Origin of the sequence: Arthrobacter sp. C2, assembly GCA_024207135.1 — a bacterium.
GTDB lineage: Bacteria > Actinomycetota > Actinomycetes > Actinomycetales > Micrococcaceae > Paeniglutamicibacter.
The window spans coordinates 3,328,210-3,347,687 of the sequence record CP042428.1 but is presented as its reverse complement, the minus strand read 5'-3'; the positions used below and the strand labels follow the sequence as shown (position 1 = coordinate 3,347,687).

At 65.8% G+C, this 19,478-nt stretch carries 16 protein-coding genes and 1 riboswitch; of the genes, 4 read left to right on the top strand and 12 right to left on the bottom strand.

Annotated elements, in window-relative coordinates; genetic code table 11:
* Positions 1 to 22: 22 nt before the first annotated feature.
* Entirely contained in the window at positions 23 to 670 is a 648-nt protein-coding gene (locus tag FPY90_RS15500; protein WP_071214669.1) for a class I SAM-dependent methyltransferase, read from the bottom strand.
* A 33-nt stretch (positions 671 to 703) separates the two neighbouring features.
* Complete coding sequence (locus FPY90_RS15495; protein WP_498681937.1) at positions 704 to 1,255, bottom strand: histidine phosphatase family protein; 552 nt, start codon at positions 1,253 to 1,255, stop codon at positions 704 to 706.
* Positions 1,256 to 1,386: 131 nt separating this feature from the next.
* Positions 1,387 to 1,482, top strand: a riboswitch (SAM riboswitch).
* Positions 1,483 to 1,636: 154 nt separating this feature from the next.
* On the opposite strand from FPY90_RS15495, the gene FPY90_RS15490 reads away from it, so the two are divergent.
* Both FPY90_RS15490 and FPY90_RS15485 read left to right on the top strand, forming a co-directional pair.
* Positions 1,637 to 3,010 (top strand): O-acetylhomoserine aminocarboxypropyltransferase/cysteine synthase family protein, encoded by a 1,374-nt coding sequence (locus tag FPY90_RS15490; RefSeq protein WP_498681936.1) that lies wholly within the window; start codon positions 1,637 to 1,639, stop codon positions 3,008 to 3,010.
* Positions 3,010 to 3,507 (top strand): CoA-binding protein, encoded by a 498-nt coding sequence (locus tag FPY90_RS15485; RefSeq protein ID WP_071214666.1) that lies wholly within the window; start codon positions 3,010 to 3,012, stop codon positions 3,505 to 3,507. The genes FPY90_RS15490 and FPY90_RS15485 overlap by 1 nt, the downstream gene beginning before the upstream one ends.
* Before the next feature lie 108 nt (positions 3,508 to 3,615).
* Here the strand turns inward: FPY90_RS15485 and FPY90_RS15480 are convergent, their stop codons facing one another.
* From FPY90_RS15480 to FPY90_RS15465, 4 genes are all read right to left on the bottom strand, one after another.
* A complete protein-coding gene (locus FPY90_RS15480) occupies positions 3,616 to 4,002 on the bottom strand; it encodes a hypothetical protein (protein WP_498681935.1) in 387 nt (128 codons plus the stop codon).
* 203 nt (positions 4,003 to 4,205) lie between these two features.
* Positions 4,206 to 4,985, bottom strand: coding sequence for a carbon-nitrogen hydrolase family protein (locus tag FPY90_RS15475; protein ID WP_498681933.1), 780 nt, complete (start codon positions 4,983 to 4,985; stop codon positions 4,206 to 4,208).
* Between the two features lie 236 nt (positions 4,986 to 5,221).
* Complete coding sequence (locus FPY90_RS15470) at positions 5,222 to 6,511, bottom strand: adenylosuccinate synthase (protein ID WP_071214659.1); 1,290 nt, start codon at positions 6,509 to 6,511, stop codon at positions 5,222 to 5,224.
* Positions 6,512 to 6,680: 169 nt separating this feature from the next.
* A complete protein-coding gene (locus tag FPY90_RS15465) occupies positions 6,681 to 7,010 on the bottom strand; it encodes a hypothetical protein (protein ID WP_498681931.1) in 330 nt (109 codons plus the stop codon).
* A gap of 185 nt (positions 7,011 to 7,195) precedes the next feature.
* On the opposite strand from FPY90_RS15465, the gene FPY90_RS15460 reads away from it, so the two are divergent.
* On the top strand, positions 7,196 to 7,768 hold the full coding sequence (locus FPY90_RS15460; RefSeq protein ID WP_498681928.1) for a TetR family transcriptional regulator: 573 nt from the start codon (positions 7,196 to 7,198) through the stop codon (positions 7,766 to 7,768).
* Here FPY90_RS15460 and FPY90_RS15455 read toward each other — a convergent pair.
* Together FPY90_RS15455 and kynU are read right to left on the bottom strand one after the other, a co-directional pair.
* Positions 7,765 to 8,391, bottom strand: coding sequence for a thymidine kinase (locus tag FPY90_RS15455; RefSeq protein WP_498681927.1), 627 nt, complete (start codon positions 8,389 to 8,391; stop codon positions 7,765 to 7,767). The genes FPY90_RS15460 and FPY90_RS15455 overlap by 4 nt on opposite strands.
* 175 nt (positions 8,392 to 8,566) lie before the next feature.
* Entirely contained in the window at positions 8,567 to 9,853 is a 1,287-nt protein-coding gene (gene kynU, locus FPY90_RS15450; RefSeq protein ID WP_071214655.1) for a kynureninase, read from the bottom strand.
* A 145-nt stretch (positions 9,854 to 9,998) separates the two neighbouring features.
* Here kynU and FPY90_RS15445 point away from each other — a divergent pair, with 145 nt between their 5' ends.
* Entirely contained in the window at positions 9,999 to 10,499 is a 501-nt protein-coding gene (locus FPY90_RS15445) for an Lrp/AsnC family transcriptional regulator (protein ID WP_071214654.1), read from the top strand.
* Positions 10,500 to 10,527: 28 nt separating this feature from the next.
* Here the strand turns inward: FPY90_RS15445 and FPY90_RS15440 are convergent, their stop codons facing one another.
* The 4 genes from FPY90_RS15440 to FPY90_RS15425 form a co-directional block, all read right to left on the bottom strand.
* The gene (locus FPY90_RS15440; protein WP_083411192.1) at positions 10,528 to 10,956 is read right to left on the bottom strand and encodes an SRPBCC family protein; all 429 of its coding nucleotides are present in this window, start codon (positions 10,954 to 10,956) and stop codon (positions 10,528 to 10,530) included.
* A gap of 38 nt (positions 10,957 to 10,994) precedes the next feature.
* Positions 10,995 to 12,128, bottom strand: a complete 1,134-nt coding sequence (locus tag FPY90_RS15435) for an LPXTG cell wall anchor domain-containing protein (RefSeq protein ID WP_498681924.1) — start codon at positions 12,126 to 12,128, stop codon at positions 10,995 to 10,997.
* 917 nt (positions 12,129 to 13,045) lie between these two features.
* Complete coding sequence (locus FPY90_RS15430; RefSeq protein WP_498681922.1) at positions 13,046 to 13,975, bottom strand: hypothetical protein; 930 nt, start codon at positions 13,973 to 13,975, stop codon at positions 13,046 to 13,048.
* On the bottom strand, positions 13,972 to 19,377 hold the full coding sequence (locus tag FPY90_RS15425) for a DUF6531 domain-containing protein (protein WP_498681921.1): 5,406 nt from the start codon (positions 19,375 to 19,377) through the stop codon (positions 13,972 to 13,974). Before FPY90_RS15425 ends, FPY90_RS15430 begins: the two co-directional genes overlap by 4 nt.
* Positions 19,378 to 19,478: the final 101 nt, after the last annotated feature.

The window sequence follows — 19,478 nt, the reverse complement described above, 5'->3', positions numbered from 1 at the left end:
GCGGCGTTGTTCGAGCTCGCGGCTAGAGCGAGATCTCCACGTAGCCCATGGCCCCGCGGCGTGTCACGGTGACCTGTCCAACCCCGGCCTCCCGCACCTCGTCGAAGAGCTCGCCGGCTGTGCGCGCCGCCGCGATGTCGCCGTGCGCCTTCAACAGGCCCAGGTAGGCGTTGGACCGCCTCGGGCCCTTGACCAGCGAGGCCAGGAACAGTTTCCCGTGGTCCTCCAGCTGCCGGCCAAGCGCACGGACGGTGGTGGCCACGTCCGGGACCAGGTGCAACAGCCCCAGTCCCAGGATCGTCTCGTAGCGCCGGTCCTGGGGCGGTTCAAGCATGTCCCGGCACTCCAGGGTGATCCGCTCGGGCAGGGTCCCGCCGGCCGCCTCGGCGATGGACTGCCGAGCCAGCTCGAGCATCGGCGCGCTCATGTCCACCAGCGTCGTTCTTCGGGCACTGGCCACGTGAAGGGCCCCGGTGGCTTGCGCCGTGCCGACGGCGACCTCCAGCAGCGGGCCGGTTCCCGAGCCGATGGCCCGGGCCGCGAAGGCGGTGTATTGGCGGGGTTCGGCACCCCAGAACACCTGGTTGTACAGCCTGGAGCCGACCATCGCGTCATAGGCACGCGCAAAGCGCGCATAGTATTCGGGGTCCCCGAAAAACGTTTGGTTCATGCACACATGGTGCGCCCGCGGGAGCGGTCTTTTCTAGTGCACGGCCTCGCGGAAATGCTCGCGCAGTTTCTGCACGTCCACGTGCACGGCTTCGCCGTTGCGCATGATGGGGCGCTTGGGGCCCTCGCTGATGGTGTCAAGGGCCAGGCGGATCAGCGTTCCGTGGGCCACCGCGATGATGTTTCGTCCCTCGTGGCGCTGGACCAGTTCGTGCAGCACGGCCAGTCCGCGGGTTGCCACCTTCTCCTCGGGTTCGGCCGACTGCAGCAGCTCATCGATCCTCTCCCGCGGCAGGTCGCGGACGACCTTGCCCTCGGCCTGCCCGTAGCTGCGTTCCTGCAGGCCCTGGAGCTTTTCGGTCAGTGCCAGGCCCAGGTTCTGCCCGATCAGTTCCGCCGTCTCGACGGCACGCCCGAGCGAGGAGGAAACCAGCACGTCCCAGGATCCGGAGCCGAGTTCCCGGCCCGCAACGTGGGCCTGTTCGCGGCCCCGGTCGTTGAGCGGAATATCCGCTTGTCCCTGCAGGCGTCCCTCGGCGTTCCAGGCGGTCTCGCCGTGCCGAACCAAAACCAATGTTGCACTCATGCCCCCAAGCCTACCGGGCGGGGTTTGCCGGCGAGTCCGGGTGCAGGATCTTCGATTTGCCTCCCTGCGTCCGCAACCTAAGCTCACATTCTTTGGCCGGTGGCGGTTTTCTTGCCACAATGGATGGCAGACCACCATCCCGAGCGGCCGAGAGATCTGGTTCAGTGACGCCGCAGCAACCTTCCACACGCCGGTGGACCAGGTGCTACCGCCAGAAACGATGGAGAGCGCGCAAGCAATCTTTGGGAATGCCGGGCCCCGGCCACGGCATCGCCCAGCATTGACCCGGGACACCACGCAAGAAAGCCCCACCCCCCAGGGCACGGCATCCACTGGCAGTGGAAGGCCTTGCCCGCACATGCAAGGAGTCAGCCACCGATCATGGCCGAACATCAATTTGGATTCCGCACGCGCGCACTGCACGCCGGCGGCACCCCGGACGCCGAGCACGGTTCCCGTGCCGTGCCGATCTACCAGACCACCTCGTTTGTCTTCAAGGACTCCGACGACGCCGCGAACCTCTTTGCGCTGCAAAAGTACGGCAACATCTACTCGCGCATCGGCAACCCGACGGTCGCCGCATTCGAGGAACGCATCGCGTCCCTCGAGGGCGGCATCGGCGCGGTGGCCACCGGCTCGGGCATGGCGGCCGAGTTCATCACCTTCGCCGCACTGGCCGGCGCCGGGGACCACATCGTGGCCTCCTCGAAGCTCTACGGCGGCACCATCACCCAGCTGGATGTGACGCTGCGCCGCTTCGGCGTCGAGACGACCTTCATCGATTCCACCGACCCGGCGGAATTCGCCGCGGCGATCCAGGAGAACACCAAGGCGATCTACACCGAGATCGTCGCCAACCCGTCGGGCGACATCGCCGACCTCAAGGGCCTGGCCGAGGTCGCCCACGCCGCGGGCCTGCCGCTGGTGGTCGATTCGACGCTGACCCCGCCGTACCTGTTGCGCCCGATCGAGCACGGCGCCGACATCGTGATCCACTCGGCCACCAAGTTCCTCGGCGGCCACGGCACCACCCTGGGCGGGGTCGTGGTGGAGGCCGGGACCTTCAACTGGGGCAACGGCAAGTTCCCCGCGATGACCGAACCGGTCGCCTCCTACGGAAACGTCTCCTGGTGGGACAACTTCGGCGAGTACGGCTTCCTGACCAAGCTGCGTTCCGAGCAGCTGCGCGACATCGGACCGGCCCTGCCTGCCCAGTCCGCGTTCCAGCTCCTGCAGGGGGTCGAGACCCTGCCCCAGCGCATGGATTCGCACCTTTCCAATGCCAAGGCCGTGGCCGAATGGCTGGACGCCGATGAGCGCATTTCCTACGTGAACTACGCCGGGCTGGAATCCCACCCGCACTTTGAGCGCGCCAAGGAGCTGCTGCCCCTGGGCGTCGGCTCGGTGTTCAGCTTCGGAGTCAGGGGCGGCCGCGCCGCCGGCACCGCCTTTATCGAGGCGTTGCAGCTGGCCAGCCACCTGGCCAACATCGGCGACGTGCGCACCCTGGTGCTGCACCCCGCCTCCACCACCCACCAGCAGCTAAGCACCGAGCAACTGGCTGCCGCCGGCGTGCCGGAGGACCTGATCCGCTTCTCGGTGGGCCTCGAGGACCTCGAGGACATCCTCTGGGACCTGGACCAGGCGCTGACCGCCTCGCAGCAGGTGGCCCAGGCCCCGGCCGGGGAAACCTACGACGGGGCTGCCTGCTCCATCGACGCCGCCCGCGCGGCCGCCGTGACGGGAGCCAAGTAATGACCGCCACCGACATCCGCACCTGGGACGGCCCGAATGCGGCCGAACGCCTGGAGATCCTGCGCAACACCAAGTCGATCGCGATCGTGGGCGCCTCCAACAAGCCCTCGCGCGCCAGCTACTTCGTGGCGACCTACCTGCTGTCCTCTTCCAAGTACAAGGTCTACTTCGTGAACCCGGTGCTCGATGAGATCCTGGGCCAGCCGGTCTACAAGTCACTGGCGGACCTGCCTGAGACCCCGGATTTGGTCGAGGTCTTCCGCAAGCACGACGATTTGCCCGGCGTGCTGGACGAGTCGATCGCCGTCGGGGCCAAGACGCTGTGGCTGCAGCTGGGCTCCTGGCACGAGGAGGTCGCGGCGAAGGCCGAGGCCAATGGCCTGGACGTGGTCATGGACCGCTGCGTGAAGATCGAGCACGCGCGCTTCCACGGCGGGTTGCGCCTGGCAGGGTTCAACACCGGCGTCATCTCCTCAAAGCGACAGCTGCTCGCCTAGCCAGGCACGCTGCGCAATGCAAAGGGTCAGGGCCCGAAACCATGTGGTTTCGGGCCCTGACCCTTTGTCGTGGGCGCGGACCCCTCGGGGGGTTGTCCGCGGTTGCCGCTACCAGTCTGTGTCGTCCTCGTCGTCGGCCTCGGAGATCCCCAGGTCCGGCTGCTGGTTCGAATCGAACTCGGCCCAGGCCTCGGCAAAGCCGAGGATGTCCTCGAGCGCTTCTTCCTCGTCGTCCTCCAGCAACTCCAGTGCCTCGGGGGTGTCGAGGATGATTCCGATCGCCGAGGCAGGGTGCTCCTCGAAGTAGTCGATCGGCGAGTAGTCGGAGTTGAACGTCAGGTTCTTGCTCTGCCCATACAGTTCAATGAAGGCACGCACCGCCTTCGGTACGCGGGCCAGATCCAGGCCGGTCAATGAGTCGTTGTAGGCCTGCGCCGTTGCCTCGGCCCATTCCTCGATGATGGCTTCATTCATTTGTGTATCGGTGTTGCCCACTGCCCTGTCCTGACTAATTGGAGTTACATCGAGCACCAATAGTAGTGGGCGGAACCCGAAGCGTACAGGCAGAAAATGTGAAATTCGTTGGGCTAACACCGGTGCATTCGCGGCTCCGATCCGCGGTCCCCCGGGACAGGCGGAAGGGAGCCCGCGCGGGCGCCGGGACGGCACCTGCACGGGCTCCCCGGGCCAGCGAATTGTTACAGCCGGCGGTTTTCAAGCACGGGCAGGAACTCGCGCACCTCGTCGATGCGGCGGCGCGTGACATCGGTCGTCACCAGGCCCTCGGCATCGTCGCCCAGGTACTCGATGGGCACCCCCATGGGATCCAGGATCGCGGAGTGTCCGATGGTATGGCTCGAGCTGGTCCCGGCGGCCGCGACCCAGACCGTATTCTCGATCGCCCGGGCCCTCAGCAGGGTCTCCCAATGCTCGATCTTGTGCTCGCCCTTGAACCAGGCGGCAGCGACAAGCAACAACTCGGCGCCCTCGTTGACCAGCCTCCGCGCGATCTCCGGGAAGCGCAGGTCGTAGCAGGTGAACACGCCGACCTTCATGCCGGCGATCTCGAAGACGGGGACTTCGGTGATGTCCCCGGCCTTGATGGACTTGGACTCCTGGTAAGAAAAGGCGTCGTAGAGGTGGATCTTGCGGTACGTGCCCAGGATCTTTCCGTCCTCCCCCAGCACCGCCAGGGTGTTGTAGGGCCGCTCGTCGCCGCTTTCCTCGTATCCTCCGGCCACGATGGCGATCTTGTTCTCGGCCGCCAAGAACGAGAGCTGCTGGACGAACCTGGTCCAGTTCCCTTCGATCGCGGCGTTCAGCGGACCCATCACCTGGGAAACGGCGAGCATGGCCTCTTCGGGGAACAGCACCAGATCGGCATCTTCGGCCTTCGCCTTGGCAACCAGTCGTTCCATGGTCTCCAAGTTGTCGGCGACCGACCCGGTGGGGGCAAATTGACCAACGCTGACCTTCATGGCGATTCCCTTCGTCGCTGAGTGCTTCCACCCAGCCTAACGACAATCACCCATCGGGTGGATCAGCGGCACCCTTTTTGCCCCGACCCGGAGTATGTGACGGGAAATGCCCGACGGCGCTGCCGCGAGGCCCCGCACCGCAGTCGATCCACCGACCCGGGGATACGGCAAGGGCGCGGCGCCGGCCGGTTCATCTGAACCCTGCCGCCACCGCGCCCTCGCGCTTGCCGTGTCTATCAGTCGTTGATCAGGTCGTGGCGGACGATGGTCTGCTCGCGATCCGGTCCGACGCCGATGGCGGAGAAACGGGTCCCGCTCATGGCCTCGAGGGCCAGCACGTACTTGCGTGCGTTCTCCGGAAGGTCCTCCAGGGTGCGGGCCGTGGTGATGTCCTCGGTCCAGCCGTCGAAGTACTCGAAGATCGGCTTGGCGTGGTGGAAATCGGTCTGCGTCATCGGCATTTCGTCGTGGCGCACCCCGTCCACGTCGTAGGCCACGCACACCGGGATCTTTTCGATGTTGGACAGCACATCGAGCTTGGTCACGAAGTAGTCGGTGAAGCCGTTCACGCGCGAGGCGTGGCGGGCCAGGACCGCGTCGTACCAGCCGCAGCGGCGCGGGCGGCCGGTGTTCACGCCGAATTCGCCGCCGGTCTTCTGCAGGTATTCGCCCATCTCGTCAAAGAGCTCGGTGGGGAACGGTCCTGCACCCACGCGGGTGGTGTAGGCCTTGATGATGCCGATCGAGCGGCTGATGCGGGTCGGGCCGATGCCCGAGCCCACCGAGGCGCCGCCGGCGGTCGGGTTCGAGGAGGTCACAAACGGGTAGGTGCCGTGGTCCACGTCCAGGAACGTGGCCTGGCCGCCCTCCATGAGGACGACCTTCCCGGCGTCCAGGGCGTTGTTCAGCTCGAGGGTCGCATCGATCACCAACGGGCGCAGGCGCTCGGCATAGGAAAGGAAGTACTCGACGATTTCCTCGACCTCGACGCTGCGGCGGTTGTAGACCTTGACCAGCAACTCGTTCTTCTGGCGCAGGGCGCCCTCGACCTTCTGGCGCAGGATGGATTCGTCGAAGACGTCCTGCACGCGGATGCCGAGGCGGCCGATCTTGTCCATGTATGCCGGACCGATGCCGCGCCCGGTGGTGCCGATGGCGCGCTTGCCCAGGAAGCGTTCGGTGACCTTGTCCATGGTCTGGTGGTACGGGGCGACCAGGTGTGCGTTGGCCGAGACCCGCAGCTTCGAGGTGTCGGCACCGCGGGCTTCGAGCCCGTCGATCTCTTCAAAGAGCGCTTCGAGGTTCACGACGCAGCCGTTGCCGATGATCGGGATGGCATTTGGCGAAAGAATGCCGGCGGGAAGGAGCTTGAGCTCATACTTTTCACCGCCAACGACGACTGTATGGCCGGCGTTGTTGCCGCCGTTTGGCTTCACAACATAGTCGACCTGGCCACCCAAAAGGTCTGTGGCCTTGCCTTTGCCTTCGTCGCCCCACTGGGCTCCGACGATCACGATTGCTGGCATGGGATCCTCCCCCTTGCTCGATTCAGCGCGGCCGGCACATGGTGCCGGGTCCCGGCGGTGCCGGGCGCAGAAATGCCCCTCGCTCTTCGATTGGCCCAAGCAGGATCAGGAAGAACAGTAAGGGGCTCTTACGTCACGAGTTTACCCGATGAAGGATCAATGGGTGGATTTATGCTTCCTTGGGCTCGTCCCCTGCCTCGATCGCCGCGGTTAATGCGGCCCGAACCAATGTTTCCCAGTGGGCCATCGAACTTTCGGGAACCGACACCCAGTCGCGGAAGGGCCGGCCCTGTCCCGAGGGGTCGAACAGGGCCGCCCCGGGGTAGGCCATGGCCGTGCGCATGGCTTCGCTTTCGCGCCCGACCTTGAACCCCATGGTGTCTGCGAGCAGGCAGGCGATCGCCTTGTTCTCGTACTTCAAGGCATCCTTGCCAAACATCTTTCCAGCAACCACTCCCTCGCCGAGCAGGGCACGGGCGAGCCGCTGAAACTCGGTCATTGCCTCTGGTGTAGGAAATTGCATACTCATGCCCCCATCAAACCTCGCCGGTGCCCCTTGCGTCGAGAGATCGGGGAAAAGACTTTTTGCGGCTGCCGCGCCGCGCGGTTCCCGGCGGTCTTGATGACGCGGCGGAGTCGGCACGTATTCAGACTTGTTTGGGCGTGCCGCCTAGACTGGGAGCCATGGCCCTGACACGTGAACAGCTCGTTGATGCCGCCGTGGGCGTGCTCTCGGAGTTTGGCTTGGCCGACCTGTCCATGCGCCGACTGGCCAGGGAACTCGATGTCCAGGTCGGGGCGTTGTACTGGCATGTGAAGTCCAAGCAGGAACTGCTGGTGGACGTTGCCGCCAAGCTGCTGGATTCGGTGCCCCGGCCCAATGTCCCAACCCCGGAATTGGCTCCGATGTCCATCGCCGCGCTGTTGCGCCAGCTGCGCAGCGCATTGATCGCGGTGCCGGATTCGGCCGAGGTCATGCAGCTGGCCCAGTCCATGCGGCCCGAATCGCTGGACCCGATGGGTTGGCTGCTGGATTTCCTGTCGATCGCAGGTGTCCCGGAGGCCGATGCGACCTTCGCCCGCCATGTGCTGGTGAACCACTTGCTGGGTTCCATTGCCTCGCACCAGGAAGCGGTGGCGCTTTCGGCCGGGACGGAACCGGGAACGGTGTCAACCGAATGGGAAGAGGCCGCGTTCGACTACGGGGTGCGGGTGATCCTGCAGGGCCTGGTCCTGGAGCACCCTCCGGTCGTTTAGCTGCCCAGGCGTCCGTTCGAGGCCTCGAGGTAGCAGGCTCCGCACAGCGACTCGTACCAAACCTCGTCTCCGTCGATGGCCACCTGGTCGCCGTCGAAGATGATCCGGGTGCCGATACGCCGGGTGTTGAACACCGCTTTCCTGCCGCAGCGGCAAATGGTCTTGAGCTCTTCGAGGCTGTGCGCGATTTCCAGTAGGCGCCGCGACCCGGGAAACGCGTGGGTGCGGAAATCCGAGCGGATCCCGTAGGCAAGCACCGGGACGTCGTCCAGGATGGCGATGCGGAACAGGTCATCGACCTGCTCCGGAGTCAGGAACTGGGCTTCGTCCACCATCAGGCACGCCACCGGCGGGGCATCCACGTGCTGGACCAGCGCGTCGGGGTCGTCCCCTGCCGCCCGCCGGGCGAACAGTTCCCGGATGTCCGCGTCCGGGGGGATCAGGAAATCCACGTCCCGGCTCATGCCCAGACGGGACACGATGCGGGAATCACCCTTGGTGTCGACCCCCGGCTTCGCCAACAGGACCCGCTGCCCGCGCTCCTCGTAATTGAATGCGGCCTGGAGCAATCCCGTGGATTTGCCGGAATTCATTGCCCCATAACGGAAATACAGCTTCGCCACATCGGTCCTTTCGAGTTGGGCATCGTGGAAGATTCTATGCGCTGAACCATTCATCCACGGACCGGCCGACCGGGCGGTGCACGCGAATGTCCCGGTGCCCGAGGATCTTGCGCTCCCCGGGCACCGGGACATCACGGCCGCGGCGGCCGCCAAAAGGCGGGCGCCGGCAAGGCCCCTACGTCACGGCGTGGCGCGTGCGGTAGGCCGGAACATCCCAGGCACGGGTCTCCAGGACGTCCCGCAGGATCTCCACGGCGTCCCAGATATCGGTGTAGGAAAGGTACAGCGGGGTGAGGCCAAAGCGCAGCACCTCGGGTTCGCGGTAGTCTCCGATGACACCGCGGTCGGTCAGCGCCTGGATGATCGCGTAGCCCTCGGGGTGGCGGAAGCTGACGTGGCTGCCGCGCTCGGCATGGATCTCGGGGGTGACCAGCTCGAGCCCAAACTCGCCGCAACGCTCGCGCACCAGGGCAATGAACAGGTCTGCCAGCGCGAGGGACTTGGCACGCACCAGCTCGATGTCGGCTTCCAGGGCCACGTCCAGCCCGCATTCGACCATGGCCATGGAGGTGATGGGCTGGGTGCCGCACAGGAAGCGGCGCACGTCGTTGGCGGCGGTGTAGCTGTCGGCCATTTCGAAGGGTGCGGCGTGGGACCACCAGCCGGTCAGCGGTTGCCAGAATCGGCCCTGGTGGCGCTCGTTGACCCAGATGAAGGCCGGGGAGCCCGGGCCGCCGTTGAGGTACTTGTAGGTGCAGCCCACGGCGTAGTCGGCGTCGGCGCCGTTGAGGTCCACCGGTACGGCTCCTGCGGCATGGGCCAGGTCCCAGATGACCAGGGCACCGGCCGCGTGCGCCGCGGCGGTGACGGCGTCCATGTCCCACATGGCCCCGGTGCGGTAGTTGACGTGGGAGAGGGCCAGCACTGCCACCGAATCGTCCAGGGCCTGCTCCAGGGTCAGGTTCTCGTCGATCAGGCGCACCTCGTAGTGCTCGTTGGTATCGGCGTTGACCGAGTTCAGGAAGTCGCTGATCCCTTCGGCAATGTAGATGTCGGTGGGGAAGTTGTCGCGTTCGGTCAGGATCACGCGTCTTGTCGGGGCGTCCTGCTGCTGGATGCGCACCGCCGAGGCCAGGGCCTTGAACAGGTTCAGGCTGGTGGTGTCGGTGACAACGGTTTCGCCGTCGTTTCCGCCGATGATCCGGGCCAGCTTGTCACCCAGCCTGCTGGGCATCTCGAACCACCCGGCGGTGTTCCAGGAACGGATCAGGCCGTGGGCCCATTCGTTGTTGATGACCTCGGCCGCACGTTCGGCGGCACCGAGCGGCATCGGGCCCAGTGAGTTTCCATCGAGGTAGATCAGCCCCTCGGGGAGGGAGAAGCGATCCTTGAACGAGGCCAACGGGTCAGTTGCATCCGCTGCTTGGAGACTTGCGCGGTCCGTTTGGGTGGGAGTGCTCATGGTGGGGTTCGATGGCCTTTCTGGAATGCGTGCCGGGGTCCCTGCCATCGCTCGGCGAACAACGACGGGCAATGCCCATCATAGAATTATTCATGGTGCACTAGATAGGGCACTGAACAAGTGCCCAAAACCTCAGGAGTTTTCCGTGCTAAATTCTGGTTCCATCAAGAACCACACCAGCTGGCAGAACGCTGTTCGCCTCGATGATGTCGACCTGCGGATCCTTCGCGAGCTCAGCGCGGACGCGCGCATCCCCAACAACCTTCTGGCCTCGCGCGCAGGGGTTGCCCCGTCCACGTGCCTGGGCCGCGTCCGGGCGTTGCAGGATGCCGGGGTGATCCGCGGGTTTCATGCAGATGTCGATCCCGCCAAGCTGGGCCTGCGCATTGCCGCAATGATATCGGTGGTGGTTCGGTCCGAGGCACGCGACGCCATGCTGGATTCGGCACGCACCCTGCGTGGGCTTCCCGAGGTCCAGGACGTGTTTGTGCTTGGCGGGACACCGGACATCCTGGTCCATGTCGTCACCGATTCCATCGAGTCCCTGCGGGATTTCGTGGCCGGGAACCTCGGTGCAAACCCCGCGTTCTCGTCGACGCAAACCAACATCGTCTTCGAGCATCTTTCCGCCGCCAACCCGAACTGACACCTGCTGGGCGAGGCCTGGCACGTCGTTACGGGGCTGCCTCCGCATAGGAACGCAACGACTTCAAGGTACCGGCCTCGGAACCTGCGATGGCGGCCAGCAGGTCCCCGACCTCGTCCCGCAATTCCTCGGCCGCGTCCACGCTGATGGTCAACCGGACGCGCGTTTGCTCGGATTCCTCGGTGAGCTCGTAGCGGTAGAGCACGCTGATGTCTCCGCCGCCGGAGGACAGGGCAATGACCCGCTCTTCGTGCAGCTCCGTGATGAGCAACTGGCGTTCGTGGGTCCCGGAGCGGTAGTCAAGCACCGCACCGGGGCTGGTGATTTGTTCCGGTTCCATGGAGTCGACGCCAGGCATCCACTTCGGGGCCGCAACCCAGTCGGTGAGTAGTTCCCACACCCGTGTCACCGAGAGGTGAATCAGCTCCTGAGTATCCAAAGCCTGAAACTGTGTCATAGCCGAATCGTGTCACGCGTCGGTCCAAAATGAAACGCTTAGTGGGCCCGGGGCTTCCTGCGCATTCGCAGCGCGAAGGCACCGAGCAGGAGCATTGCGGCACCCGCCCCGGCGTAGACCAATACATCGCTGGATCCGGTCTCGGCCAACTCGCCGGTCCGGGAACTCACGATCGGTTTGAGGACGGCCTTGACGATCGGCTTCTGGTCCAAGACCGGCTTGGTGACCGTGCCAGCGGGCTTGATCTCTGGCTTGGGGATTTCGGCGGGCTCCGTCGGTTCCGGCCTCGCTGACGGTTCGGGCGACCCCGATTCCTTCGGATCGAGGATCCCGGCATCCACCACGCCGCTCTCGATCAACCCGAAGACGATCTCCTCAAATGCTTCCTGTGCGGCGGCTTCGTTGCCGTCGAACATCCATAGCAAGTGCCCGTAGAGCGCGTCAAGATCCGTTTCACGGCCATGCTCAACGAGTTCTCCAATGATGGAATCGAGGTCCTGGAAAGCAGGCTCGTTCTCGAGCTCTTGGGCGACCTGCATGATGAAGTCCTCCCACTGGGCATCGGTCCAGTTTTCCGCGCCTTCCGGGATCTCGATTCCCTTGAGCCACCACGGCAGATCAACGACGTCACCCTCAACCTCGGTAGCATCGCCTACTTCGCTTTCGGGCCCTCCGGATCCCTCGGACTGCGTGGATGTCGGTCCGGTTGGCGTCGGCTCCACGGCAGGTGCAGTCGCGAGACCCGTAGTGCCGTCCGAATCGGTGTCGGTGACCGGACCGGTGCCCAGGGTTTCGGATACGGCAACGCCGTCGGGGGTCTCAACCGCATCGCCATCTGGCGAAACCGGTGTTTCAGACGGCTCCGAGGCCGAGTCGCTTCCCGGGGAGGCCTGCTGGGCATCGACTTGGGATTCGTCTTGGACGGCTTCGACGCCAACCGCTTCCTGGTTTTCCGCGGCAGCAACGCCAAGGTCCGGCGCGGTCGCCGGATTCGGTTCTTCGTCGGCGGTTTCAGCAACGGACACGGTGGGTTTTTGGATGCTTTCGGTCACCGCACCTTGCGTTGGTTCAGCCTCGCCCTCGAGGATCTGCGCTTGCGCGGGGGCCGAGTTGAGCAGCAACCCGGAGGCCACAGCGGTGGCGAGCAGCGCGGTGCGGAGATTCTTTGTCATTTGTGCGTTCCTGTCCCAGGGCCAATGCGGTGAAAGCAGGAATCAACACCAAGAAACCAGCGGTCAGATCCCTATTGAAGTGTGGTGCGACAACGACGTTGGAGATCAATCTATGGCACCGAACGGGTTTCCACCAGTCACGATTTGGCAACGGCTTCACAGGGACCCGGGCCGAGGGATTCTGGCTCACTAAAGTCGGTTCGTCGCCGACGAATAACCAGAAGGAATTTGCCGCATCAGGCTCGCCCGATGCTTAGTTTTCCGAATCTCTTAAAGTGCCGCCCCGAGCGCAGCGAACTTTTTTTCATTGGGCTTGGCCACGGGATGAAGGCTGTCCAATGTCTCGATCAAGCCAAGGCCCAGCTTCCTGGCCTGGATCCGGCCCACAGCGGCCTTCATGCTGGGCCAGCTCAATTCGTCGCGGAGTATAGAGACTGCCACCGAGGGACCGAGGCAAAACGGTCGTCCGCGATGCCGTCAATCATGCTGCTCGCGAAGTCCCGATCGAGCAACTCGCCGACCATGGCCGCCGATCATATACCTCCGGCGAGGTGAACCATGTCGGGTTCGGATCCGCTTCACCGTTCTCCGCAAAATACCGTGCGGCAGCAACGGCTGCCTCCCGGCGTGAAGTTTCCTCGAAGGTGCACGATCCCTTCAGCTCGCCAATAACAACGTCGGTGCTGCCCGACTCAGCACCCGGTGTTGTCAGGATGCTCCAGGAGTCTTCTTTCCTCGTACCCGGATAGTAGTAGACCACCATGTGGCCTCGGGCATCGCCGCCGCCAGTCCGGCCGCATGTGATGTTCGAAGCGATCATGAATGGGCTTGTCGATCGCACTAGTTGCACCGGATGCACCATTCCGCGGCGTAATCGCCGAAGTCCTCGGCAGCCCAAGCCCGATGGAAACGTCCAATCAGCTCAGTTCGTCTTGGGGGTATAGAGACTGCCACCGATGGACCGGGGCAAACTGGTCGTCCGCGATGCCGCTGATGATGCTGCTCGCGAAGTCCCGATCGAGCAACTCGCCGATCAGCTTGTGGGCCTCGTTCGGCCCAGGGGCCCAACCCGAAGGGCACCTTTTCAGCACCGTCCATTCCGGAACCGACGCACGAATTGGCGTGAATTCGATTTCCACCATCTGCTCGGAACCAGCGCCCACCCAGCGCGCCCTCACCCGCGGGACAGGAAGTAGCCCGGACCACGAGCTCACGTCGTCCGATTCAGGAACCAGGGCCCACAAGGAAGAGACCTCACTCTCCGCAACCCCAAACCGCCGCGCCATTCGGTCCAGCGCGACCGCATACCTGCGCGGAACCGACAAATTCTGGTCGACCGACACCGAAATGAGCCGCCCCATGGCAGGACCCGCAAGACCCTGGCCAAGAAGCGAATACACATCCAAGACCCTCGACTCGCCCAAAAGACGGCTGAACCACTCGGCCACCCATTGGCACTGCATGAGATCGGCACGCGTCGCATCGTCCGAATCGGGCCATAGGGGTTCGGCATCATCTCCATCCAACCCGCGCCACGGCCCCTGTTCCTCGCGCTTGGCACGCATGGCCCACAAGGGCCAACGCCTGCCAGCCGAGCGATCGGCTGCCTCGACAACCCTTGCCGCATCCTGCGCATCAATCAGGTTCGAGGCACCCAGCTTGCTTCCGGGTTCCCGCTTCACGCTCATGACATCTGCCGGAAACCGCGTCCGCAGACGGAACGCCGGAATGGACGCACCCCGTGGAACGGCCTCCACCTCATACACGGCCGCAGATGAACGATGCATATCCGGGATGAATATCCGGCGGACACGAAACCTTGGACTACTCACAATTAGCTCTTTCATCCCAAGAGCCTGCCCAAATGGACGGGCCGCTGGGTGTCTTGGACATAATTTGGGTAGCCGTTTACGGACTCAAGCTCCATGTTGTAGTACACGCTCGGAGCGGGACCCGACTCCCCGATATCTACGATCGTTTTTCCTTGTCTAATCTGCCCATTTATCCAAACCTTATTGAACGCTAAGTCAACCTTCTCCGTGAACGCTTCACTGGTGTGATCTTTAAAGAAATTATGAACGCGCTGCGGTGTGGCGTTGTAGTAACCATAATCGTGGGCATCCGCATATGGTATTACGCGTCCTTCCATCCAGCGCCCCATAACGATGGTGTCGGCCTGGGGGCGCGTCGTCAGAGGCGCCAGGAGTCGACCCGCTATCTTATGACCGACGCCTGCTCCTGCACCGCCCATGGCCCCACCGCCAAGTAGACCCATTCCGGTGGCGCCCAAGAACCCAGTCGCCGTATGCGGCCCCGGTCCAGTGGCATAGTTGTAAGCGTTTCCGGTCCCACCGGAAGCCGCGCCTGAGGCTATGCCTTCCCCTACGGCAGCCTTGATCCCGGTAACCCCCGCCGACCCAAGACGCCCCGCCATGGCCAGGCCGCCCAATCCTCCGGCCAACCCCATGACGGCGGTTTGGCCCCAGTTGACGTCACCCGTCGTGGCTTTTTGGATAATCACGTCGGCCCCGGCGCCAATGAGCATCATGCCCGCTGGTCCACCCACACCGGTTGCCATGAGGACCCCACCGGCCACCACCATGGCGCCACCTGCGAAATACTCCCAGTTGTCAGCACACCAGTCGCCGGCGGCGGCCAGGGCGCCATTGTTGCCGTCGCGGTACGCCTGCAGCTCCGCCTCGGTCACGGCCTGCAAGCCGAGCGGATCGATCGCATGCAACGGGTCGTTGCCGGCAAACGAATACGGGTTTCCGGCCCAGCCCGAACCCGCCACCGGATCCAGCGGATCAACCGACAGGAACCCACGCGTCAACGGGTCGTAGGTGCGGGCGCCGAACCAGTCCAGCCCGGCCACCTGCAATCCGCCGGAAGCGCCCACGGCCAACCCCGGGGGGATCCCCGGAAGCGCATCCGCTGCCATGCCCCACGGGCTGCCCGCCTGCGTCGGGTGCGCACTGCGCCACCCGGCCGAGAGCACCGTGCCGCCGACGGCTGTCACTCCGCCGGGCAGTGCCACCACGGACTGGTCGCCCACGGACATCAGGCGGGGGGCAACCTCCGCAGAGTCCCACCACACCGCGGAGCCATCAACCTCTGCCAGCTCGCCAAGGGCGTCAACCCACAATTCGCTGCGGGACGTTTCCCCGGCGGAATCCTCCGTGGCCACGGCACCCAGCCAGCCCGCGGGGGACCATTCGAAGGACCGCACCGAACCATCGGGGGCAACGGCCTCGGTCCGGCGGCCCAAGCCGTCGTAGGCATAGGTGCTGGCACCGGCGGCGTCGGTGCGGGAACGCAACTGGCCCGCAGCGTCATAGGCGAGCTCGGCGCCGAGCCCTTGAACGGATTCTGCGACCAGCCGGCCGGAAAGGTCGTAGCGCCACTCGGACACCACGCCATCCCCGCGGACCGAACGTTCCAGTTGGCACGCGGCGTCGTAAAAGAAGCGGGTCTCGGTGCCGTCGGCCAGGATCGCGGCAATGCGTCCGTCGGCGTCGCGGCGAATGAGGGTCTCGGTCACCCCGTCGACGGTGGTCGTCGTATGGCGCACCAATGCACCCTCGGCGTAGTCCCAGTTTTGGACCGCGTCGCTGGCGACAGCGCCGACCATCCGCCCGGCGGCATCCCGCTCGTAGGCAATGCGGCCGAAGACCGGATGCTTGACGACAACCACGCGCCCGGCGGCATCATGGCCGAACTCGGTGCGGGTTCCCAGCGGGTCGACCATCGCGGTGCGGTTGCCGTCCGCGTCGTATTCCCACGACGGACCGGCCCCGTTGCGCAGCCGCTGGATGAGCTGCCCTCGCCGGTTGAAGCGCAGCAACTGCTCGACCGCGGCCCCGTCTTCCCGGGTGCGGTCGGAGATCCGCACGGTCCTGGAGCGTGCATCGCGGCTGACCTGCATCAGCTGCTGCCCGTCGACACCCAGCCAGACCTGGCGGCCGGCTTCGTCGTAGTGCCATTCGGTGCGCCGCCCCTCCGGATCGCACTGCCACAGCTGGCGCCCGGCCGGGTCGAATCCCGCGGTCGTGCTCCGGCCCAGTGGATCGGTCTCGGCAACGACCTGGTCGGCTTCGTTGTAGCCTCGGCGCGTGGTGGCGCCCAGCGGATCGGTGACGGTGACCAGGCGGCCGCGCGCATCGTATTCGTAGCGGGTCACCCCGCCCAGTCCGTTGACGGCCTCGATGAGTTGGCCGGCCGCATCGTAGCGGAACTTGCGCCGACCGAAAGAGGAATCAACGGCCCGGACCATCCTCCCGGCCAGGTCGTACTCGAAACGCGAGGTGCCGCGGCCCGGGGTGTAGCGCGAGGCAACCCTGCCCACGGCGTCGTATCCCAGGCGCTCGGTTTCCCCGCCGGGGAAGACGCGGGCGACGACGCGGGAGTCGGCGTCGTATTCCAGGGTGGTGCGCGCACCGGTCGGGTCGATGCTCGCGGCCGGGCGGCCCGCGGCGTCGTACTCGAAGCCCGTGACGGCCCCGCCCGGGGAACGGTGCTCGATGACCCGGCCGGCGGCGTCGCGGCGCAGCAGGGTCAGCCCGCCCTCGGCGTCCACCAGTTCAACCGGGCGGCCGCATGCGTCGTAGGTGACCAGCTCGGTGCTGCCGTCGGGCCGCTCGGTCGCCACGGGCCGGCCGAACTCGTCGCAGCGCACGCTGCTGCGCTCGAAGGCGTCCTGCACGGTCACGGTTCCGGAGGCCGCGTCCGCGGTGATCTGCTGGCGCACGCCGGTCGGGTCCACCACCGCGGTGAGCTCGCCGTTCTTGTTGTACTCGCGGGACCAGGGGTGCCCGGCCGGGTCGGTGACCTGCGTCAGGCGCGAGAGCGCGTCGTGGGCGAAGCCCCAGCGGGCGCCGTCGGGCAGCTCGACGCCCGTGACCAGGCCGAAGTCGTCGAAGCTGCGCGTGACGGCGCGGCCCAGCGGGTCGACGGATTTGGCCAGCTGCCCGTGGGGGCCGTAATGCATTTCGGTGCGGGCACCGAGCGGGTCGGTGACAACCGCCAGGGCGCCGCCGGGTGCGTACTCGAACTTCCACAGCGCCCCGTCCGCGTCCCGGCGGGAACCCAGCCGACCGCTTGCGTCATACCGGTAGGTGGTCCGGGCGCCGCCCGGGGACACCGCCTCGGTGACCCGGCCGGCGGCATCGCGGTGCAGGGTGGCGGTGTTCCCGAACGCGTTGGTGATGGTGGACAGGTCCCCGTGCGCGTCGTGGCCGAAAGCCAGGGTTACCCCGACCGGGTCGACGACCTTCTCCAGCAGGCCCTCGCGCCAGTGCAGCTGCGTGCGCCCGCCCTCGGGATCGATGATGAGCGAGGGGTTGCGCGAGGAGTCGTCCGCGTATTCGTAGTGCACGGTGGCGCCGGATTCGGTCACCACTGTCACCGGGCGGTCGGCCTCGTCGTAGCCGTAGGTGATGTCGGCCCCGCTCGGGGTGAGCGTGCGGATCTTGCGGCCGCGCCGGTCGTAGGCGTGCACGGTCAGGGAACCGTCGCGCTCGGTGGCGGAGACCAGGTTGCCGTACCTGTCGTAGCTCATGGACTGCCGGTTGTCATCCGCGTCGATTATGCCGACTAGGCGGCCCCTGGCATCGGCGATCCAGGCATTGGAACGGGTCCCGTCCGCATCGGAGACCACGGTGAGGCGGCCGGGCAGGTAGGCGAAGCGGGTGACCCGCCCGAAGGCCGAGACCTGGGTCTGCACCCGTCCGTGCCCGTCGTAAGTGTTGACCACCTCTTCGACGCCGGCGGCGTCGGTGACCGCTTCGATCAGGCCCGCATCGTTCCAGCGGTAGCTGCGCACCCCGCCCGGTCCGGCGGCGGAGAGCAACTGCCCGTTCCCGTCGTACTCGAACTCCATGCGGCGTCCGTCGGAGGCTGCAAGCGCCGCGATCCGGTCCCCCGAGAATTCGGTGCGCACCCAGCGTCCGCGTTCGTGGGCCAGCTCGGAGATGCGTCCCTCGGCGTCCCGGCGCGCCAGCACCGCGGTGCCCGGGCCGATGTCCGAGGACAGCCAGGTCCCGGCCGTGGTGAACACCCAGCGGGCACCTGCGTTGTCGCGCACCACGAGGACCTCGGCGGATTCCGCCGCGTATTTGGCGCGTACCCCGTCGTTAAGGATTTCCCGGGCCAGCCAGGAGCTTTCCGCGTCGGCCCGGTCCCAGCCCTCGCCGAGGCGTGGGAACCACAGGTGGCGCCCGTCGGCCAGCACCATCCAGGCGCCCTCGTCCTCCAGCTCGAGGCGGGTGTCGAACACCGAGGCCCAGCCGAGGCCAAAGACCCCGGTCCGCTCGTCAAGGGAGTTGTAGGTCCGCGTGGCCGCCAGCGCCGTCGCGGCTCCCGCGAATCCGAGGTCGACCTCGGTTTCCAGGAAGTTGCCGGTGGAGGTGTTCACCGGGTCCATCGAATAGCCGGTCGTCGGAGGGGCTCCGAGGGCGAATGCCGCGTCGATGGCGATGTCCCGGCGGGTCGCCCCGACCCCTTGCGCCGCCAGCGCCGCCATCAGTGCCGAGTCGGCAAGCCGCGAGACGTTTCCTTCACCGCCGGCAGCGGCGAAGGCGTTGGCGATGGTCAGGGCCCAGGCCACGTCCTGGTCGTTGGCCTCGAGCCACTTGTCGAAGCCGTTGACGACTCCGTTGGCGTGCAGGGAGCCGTAGCTGCAGCGGGACGCGAAGTCCGCCAGGTGTCCTCGCAATGCCGCGGGCCGGCCTGCAAGTTCGGTGTTCAGGTTCGCCGAACCGGTGGCGAATGAGCGCAGGTCGCTGGGGCGGGCCGCCGATACGCCGGTGTTGGAACCACTGCCCGGTGCCGGTGTCTGCCGGATCCCGGTCACGGGGGCCGAGGCCTGGATGCTCACTTCCTGGGCCGGGGGCCCGACGGGCGGATCTTCCTCGCCGAAGAACTCATCCCACTTCCTCAGGAGAACGTTTTCTTGGCGTTCGTCGCGGCGCTGTTTCCATTCACGGGCCAGTCGGCGGCGTTCGTTTTCCTTGTGTGCTTCTTCCTTCAACGCCTTGGCGCCGGTGGCCGCCTCGCGCAAGCGTGCCGCGAGCTCCGTCGCGTCCGCGGACGCGATGCGTGCATTGTCGGCGAAGAACTGCGAGAAGTGCCCCTTGAATTCGGTTCCTGCCGTCGCCACCAGGGAGGAGCGGGATCCGGACTGCTCCTCGATGCTCAACGCGGCGAGGTTGAACGCCGAAATCAGGGCGTCTGCCGTCCCGTTGTCAAACACAACGTCATGGTCAAAGACCCCCAGATCGGCCACGTAAAAACTCCCTCATCAGCCGGCGGACCCGCAGGTCCCCGAACAACGACCCGAGGAACCTCAGCGGC